Source organism: Leptolyngbya sp. FACHB-36, from assembly GCF_014695955.1.
In the GTDB taxonomy this organism is placed as follows: domain Bacteria; phylum Cyanobacteriota; class Cyanobacteriia; order Leptolyngbyales; family Leptolyngbyaceae; genus FACHB-36.
In genome coordinates, this window is the sequence record NZ_JACJPG010000470.1 from 1 (window position 1) to 5929 (window position 5929).

Genomic DNA, 5929 nt, shown 5'->3' on the forward strand with positions numbered 1-5929 from the left:
GTATGGGCACCGCGATCGCCCTGGTTGGGGAAAAATACGCCAATTTTTGCGGCGACATCCCGGTCTTCGGACTTGTTGGATTTTGCCAGTCGCGGTAAGTAGTACGTGTTCACAAAGGTCAGATCCGCTGCTCCAGAGGCAACTGCGCGAATCTGGGCGGTGTCGTTGCCTTCAGGCGATCGGGCAAAGTTTGCCACCACGCCGCGAACCCATTCTTCGGTTTTTTGGGGACCGTTAACTGCGATCACCGAACCCGTGAGGGACTGGTTATACACGTGAGTTGAGGTGCGGGCAACCAATCGACCTTTCCACTTGGGATTTGCCAAATCTTCGTAGGTCGATAGCTCCGACGGCTTCACCTTGTCTTTGTTGTACATAATGACCCGCGCTCGTCTTGCCAACCCAAACCAGTGACCGTTCGGCTCACGTAGTTCGGCTGGGATTGCGCTGGTCAGCACCTTTGAGGAAACAGGCTGAAGAATTCCGGCATCCTGTGCCCGCCACAGGCGACCTGCATCGACGGTAATCAGCACATCTGCTGGGCTGTTTGCCCCCTCGCTCTTAATCCGCTCGATCAGCTTGTCGGCATCGGCTTCCACGAGGTTGACCTTAATGCCCGTTTTTCTGGTGAAGCTGTCGTAGATGGACGTGTCGGTGTCGTAGTGGCGGGCAGAGTAGAGGTTGACAACGCGACTTTTGGTTTGAGCGATGCTAACTCTGGGCTTGAGCACGGAGTCAGCGGCAACAGCGGCGATCGCTGCGCCAGAAGCAAGAAATGCACGTCGAGTAATGGTCATTTACGCTTACTGCCTTTTTCTGGGGAACGAAGGGCTTGGGACGAGAAAAGGTAAGGCAAGGGAATTGCCGAGTGCGCCCACAAGCCGTAGGATAATCTTGTTGCGAGTTATTTCTAATAGAGAACGTACGCGAAGGTGAAACCGATGTCAAGTTCGATCGCCGCAAGCGGCTAAGCAGCCTGCTCGCTGATGCGATTACCTGTGATGGTAAGATTGCTCGATAGCTTTTGTGCTGTTGATTGAGGGCGCGATCAATCCTCGGTCAACGTCCGCATACCAACGTTATGCGACCTGCATCGGTCGTGCAATTTACTATTGAATTTGCAATAATTCAACAAGACCTAAAGAAGCTGTCTGAGAAAGACTAGCAATTGATTGTAAGATCCCGTTGGTCCTGTGCTGGTTGCGCGACCTCAGGCTTCGATCGCCGCGATGCAGTCGATCTCGACCAAGACATCCTTGGGCAGGCGAGAGACTTCGACGCACGCCCGTGCGGGTGCTGTTGCATCATCGAAATGCTGCGCATACACGGCATTCATGGCGGCAAAATTGTTCATATCCGACAAGAACACGGTGGTTTTTACCACGCTGTTCAGCGTTGCACCCGCCGCCTCTAAAACCGCTTGCAAGTTTGCCATCACTTGCTGCGTCTGCGCTGCCACATCGCCTTCGCCCACGATCGCCCCTGTCGTCGGATCAAGGGGGATTTGTCCGGCAACGAATACCAGTTGCCCAGACGCTGCGATCGCCTGATTATAAGGACCTACAGGAGCCGGAGCCGCATCGGTACGAATGATTTTACGAGGCATGTTGGGAGGTTGTGGGAAACTGCTAACGGCGTATCGCGAACCGCAAATGGCGATTTAGATATGGGGTTTAATTGTTGCCTACTTTAGGACAAACGGGGTCGCTGCGCGTAGTGGCGGTAGCGCAGATAGTCTTGCAGGATGCGATCGTGATCGAAGCACAAGTTTTTGGGAATCTGCCACGGCTCAAAGATGCCAAAATTCTTGGCATCGTCGCCTGCTTTGGGGTCGCCTTGGGCAGTCGCAAGAAATACAACGCTGAGTGTGTGCTGTCGCGGATCGCGGTTGGGGTCTGAGTAGACATAAAACTGGTCGATGAGTTCGACGCGCAACCCGGTTTCTTCTTCGGCTTCGCGCTGGGCAGCGGTTTCCACCGATTCGCCATAGTCTACAAAGCCGCCGGGAATTGCCCAGCCGTGCGGCGGATTCAAACGTTCGATCAGGACGATCGGGCGCTGAGGGCGATCGATCAGCTCGATGATGATATCAACGGTAGGAGTCGGATTGCGGTGGGTCACAGGTGAGCAGAAGCCATAGACGCGGCGGTCAAGATGACCTTAGTTTAGGCGACGATCGGCATATCCGGGTGCCGACACAGATCGTTAATTACTTTCACGTACGCTTCGGCAGCCGCGCGGAGCATATTGCTGTGGCTGGCGCTTTTCTGAATGCTTTGATCGCCGCATTCAATGCAAATGACCACTTCCACCGTCGCATTTGCGCCCAATATCGGCGTTTGCGGCACGTAAAAGCGGCTTAACTGCCGTGCTGGAATCTCAAAGTAGCGATCGACGACCTGATCGATCGCCTGCTGAATTGCGTCAAAGGGGCTGTCGCCACTGGCGTTGACGGTGAGATACTCGCCAGTCGGGTCACACAAGGTAATCGACGCTTGGTGCTCGCTGCCGCTGCAGCCAAACTGGAGTGCTTCTAGCCGAAAGCACTGAAGCCAGCGCGATCGTAGAAATCGCCGCCGCCCTGTTCCACTAAAGTTGAGCAAAAATGCTGCGACCGAGAACACGCCCAACCGCAGCATCAATGTCTCATCTGGCTCTAGTCCTTCCGCCACCATTGGTTTGTAGAAGTAGCGATGGGACTGCACATGCTGGTGCTCATCGGCGGTTTGAGCAAATTGATCGGGTTCCCACGTGACGATCGCGTCTACATTGCGGTCGATCGCGCACGCCAGCCGCAGCGCGTCGCAGAAATTAATCGGGTGATAGCCAGATTCGTCCCAGATGTGCTGGTCGATCGGACACGGCGTCACCTGCCTCAACATGCCCAGATACGCTTCTTGGCACAGTTCGTCTTCTAGCTCAAACACGGTCCAAAAAATCCACGCCAGACAGTAGTCAATGGCAGTCATGTACCACAGCACAGGCTGACAGGACAATCGCCGCAGTAGAGCTACGTAATATCTCCAGCGTGGATCTTGTTTTGCGAGACTATTTTGGAAAACGTTGAGGGTGATTAAGGCAGCACGCATATCGTCCTCAGGACAAGGAAAAGGATGCAAACCCTTATGTTGAATTTAATCGGAGCTGGTCGTTCATTACCCACTCATAAACCGCTGACCTAGATTCAAACACGGCACTCCTCTCAGAATTGACCAACCTTGCACGCGATCGAGTTTGGCTAGTTAGAGCGATTGGACAACGTCATTTTCTACAAACTCACTGCTACGAAACTCATACGATTTCAAAGTCTGTCACGCTTCTACCCACGGTGGATTGGGCAACGTCGTCTGGCGAACGTCCCTTGGCTGGATTTGCCGTTTGCGCATTGCGCTCCGACGCTTCTGGCTCATGGCTTTCCAAATCCGATTCTGATTGAACGACCGTGCGAAGCACGACTCGCCCAGCCAGCAACTCCTCCATCAGACGTTCGAGTCGGGCAAGCCGCTCTTTGGTTTCCGGATCAGCGTCGTGAGGAGCAACCCCCTGCGCCAACCACGGATAAAACGGATTCGTCGGAATCTGATTGACGGGAACCTGCTTTAGCCTCAAGTCTCGGATTTGCGACTCTAACTCCGAAATTCGATCGTCGCCTGCCTCTAACCCCTGTCGCAGTAGTCGGCAAACCAGTTCAGTTACAGAGATACTGTCGCGGTCGGCTTGATTGCGGAGGGCTTGCAGCAAGTCTTCGGGCAATCGAAAGCTGACAAGTTTCCGATCGAGCTTTCTATCCATGTCAGTTTCAGAACTCAACAGTGATATACATTTGAATGGCGTTTTACGCGCACAGCTATCAATTGTAACTGACCTTTACTCGATCGCCTAACAAGCGTTACACAGATCAACATTGCGATTGGGATAACCAGTCCAGGAAGCACTGAGTGATTGGGTTAGAAACTAACGGAATTTAGGGTATTTGCTTAGATAGTAGCGAGAGTTTATTGAATATTCAAGCCTTCAAGCGGCTTAACTGTCAGCGATCGTTGATATCAAGACCTGAGCTGCAAATCATTCCTACAGCTTTTGTATATTATTTGTAATTCACTAAATCGCATTAAAGCTGTACCATAGCTGTATTGCTACCTGCCAACTAAGCAGGATTCGCAGACGTGAGAGCGATATCGCGAACTAACTCCACTGAGGTGCTGTCCTATGACGATGCGAACCAATCCCAAGCGTCCGTTCTTCCGCCTTGCTTGCCAATTGATGAAGTACGCATTCCTAGCGCTGTTTACGTTTGCGGTGACGTGCATCGTCTTCTTCGTGTTTGGTGCCCATGCTCAGGCGGCGTGGTTGATACAGATTTTTGAAGCGTGTTTCTCGCAGGTTGCCGTGGTGGTGTCGAGCGTCTTGGCAACCGCGATCGTGATTGAGTCCCTGCGGTCCTACTGAACCGATTCCTGCCCTTTAAAAGGATGTGTTCCGTACCAGAAGAATTTTCAGGTACGATCGAGCTTTTTAACCCCAGCACGCACATCATGGGCAATACCTTCGGTCATCTGTTCCGCGTCACAACCTTTGGAGAGTCTCACGGCGGCGGTGTAGGCGTTGTAATCGATGGCTGCCCTCCTCAGCTAGAGATTTCCGTTGAAGAGATCCAGCTAGAACTGGATCGACGCCGACCCGGACAAAGCAAAATTACGACGCCGCGCAACGAAGCCGACGCCTGCGAGATTCTATCGGGTGTGTTTGAGGGCAGAACCTTGGGCACGCCGATCGCGCTTTTGGTGCGCAACAAAGACCAGCGATCGCAGGACTACGATGAGATGGCAATGACGTACCGTCCATCTCATGCAGACGCCACCTATGACGCTAAGTACGGCATTCGCAACTGGCAAGGCGGCGGACGCTCCTCGGCACGAGAGACGATCGGGCGCGTTGCAGCGGGCGCAATTGCGAAAAAGATTCTGCGCCAAGTGGCAGGCGTCGAAATCGTTAGCTACGTCAAGCGGATTAAAGACTTAGAAGCGGTCATTAATCCCGACACGGTCACCATGGAACAGGTCGAGAGCACGATCGTTCGCTGCCCAGATTTGGATTGTGCAGAGCGCATGATCGACCTGATTGAGCAGATGCGGCGGGAAGGCGACTCGATCGGCGGTGTCGTAGAATGCGTTGCTCGTCAGGTGCCTAAAGGATTAGGCATGCCTGTGTTCGACAAGCTAGAAGCCGACTTGGCAAAAGGCATCATGTCGCTGCCAGCGACCAAAGGCTTTGAGATTGGCTCTGGCTTTGCTGGAACGCTGCTGACTGGCAGTGAGCACAACGACGAATTTTATACGGATGAACAGGGACAAATCCGCACCGTCACGAATCGATCGGGTGGCGTGCAGGGCGGCATTTCCAATGGTGAAACCATCCTGATTCGCGTTGCCTTTAAGCCTACGGCAACCATTCGCAAACAGCAGCGCACCGTCACCCGCGAGGGTGAGGAAGTGACGCTTGCCGCGAAAGGACGCCACGACCCCTGCGTTCTGCCTCGTGCTGTACCAATGGTCGAGGCGATGGTTGCGCTGGTTCTGTGCGACCATCTGCTGCGGCAGCAGGGACAGTGCGGAGTTTTGTAGCGAGCCGTTAATCCGCGATCGAACGCGCACCGAAACCAGTACAAAAATAGTACAAATTTACTATAATTGAGGAGGGAGGAAATCCCTACCTCCAGCCTTGCATGGCTTGTACTACCAGGGTTCGATCGAGCGGTTATCCCACCCGATGATGCCTGCTGTCCGTAGTGTCAATTAACTACAATAGGATTATTGGAGCACGGGGAATTCTATGCAGATTGGTCGCTTTTTTTCACTTCAGAGCGGTCGAGTTGGACAGTATTTGTCGCCGAGAGTGTTAGTGGTGCGGCAGCCATTTCAACGATCGC

General features: G+C 53.3%; 7 protein-coding genes. 2 read left to right on the plus strand and 5 right to left on the minus strand.

The genetic code is table 11. The features are described from left to right. The 5 genes from H6F43_RS13420 to H6F43_RS13440 all read right to left on the minus strand — a co-directional run. Positions 1–797, minus strand: a 797-nt coding sequence (locus H6F43_RS13420) for an extracellular solute-binding protein (protein WP_190343245.1), incomplete at its 3' end; no start/stop codon positions are given. 413 nt (positions 798–1210) lie between these two features. Further along, complete coding sequence (locus H6F43_RS13425) at positions 1211–1606, minus strand: RidA family protein (protein ID WP_190343246.1); 396 nt, start codon at positions 1604–1606, stop codon at positions 1211–1213. Positions 1607–1689: 83 nt separating this feature from the next. Next, positions 1690–2121 (minus strand): NUDIX domain-containing protein, encoded by a 432-nt coding sequence (locus H6F43_RS13430; protein ID WP_190343247.1) that lies wholly within the window; start codon positions 2119–2121, stop codon positions 1690–1692. A gap of 44 nt (positions 2122–2165) precedes the next feature. Continuing rightward, positions 2166–3089 (minus strand): alpha-isopropylmalate synthase regulatory domain-containing protein, encoded by a 924-nt coding sequence (locus tag H6F43_RS13435; protein ID WP_206754562.1) that lies wholly within the window; start codon positions 3087–3089, stop codon positions 2166–2168. Between the two features lie 202 nt (positions 3090–3291). Next, positions 3292–3792: a hypothetical protein gene (locus tag H6F43_RS13440; RefSeq protein WP_190343249.1), complete on the minus strand. Its 501-nt coding sequence runs from the start codon at positions 3790–3792 to the stop codon at positions 3292–3294. A 417-nt stretch (positions 3793–4209) separates the two neighbouring features. Between H6F43_RS13440 and H6F43_RS13445 the strand changes: the two genes are divergently transcribed. Together H6F43_RS13445 and aroC are read left to right on the plus strand one after the other, a co-directional pair. After that, on the plus strand, positions 4210–4449 hold the full coding sequence (locus H6F43_RS13445; protein WP_190343250.1) for a hypothetical protein: 240 nt from the start codon (positions 4210–4212) through the stop codon (positions 4447–4449). An 86-nt stretch (positions 4450–4535) separates the two neighbouring features. Further along, complete coding sequence (gene aroC, locus H6F43_RS13450; RefSeq protein WP_190343251.1) at positions 4536–5624, plus strand: chorismate synthase; 1089 nt, start codon at positions 4536–4538, stop codon at positions 5622–5624. Positions 5625–5929 lie beyond the last annotated feature (305 nt).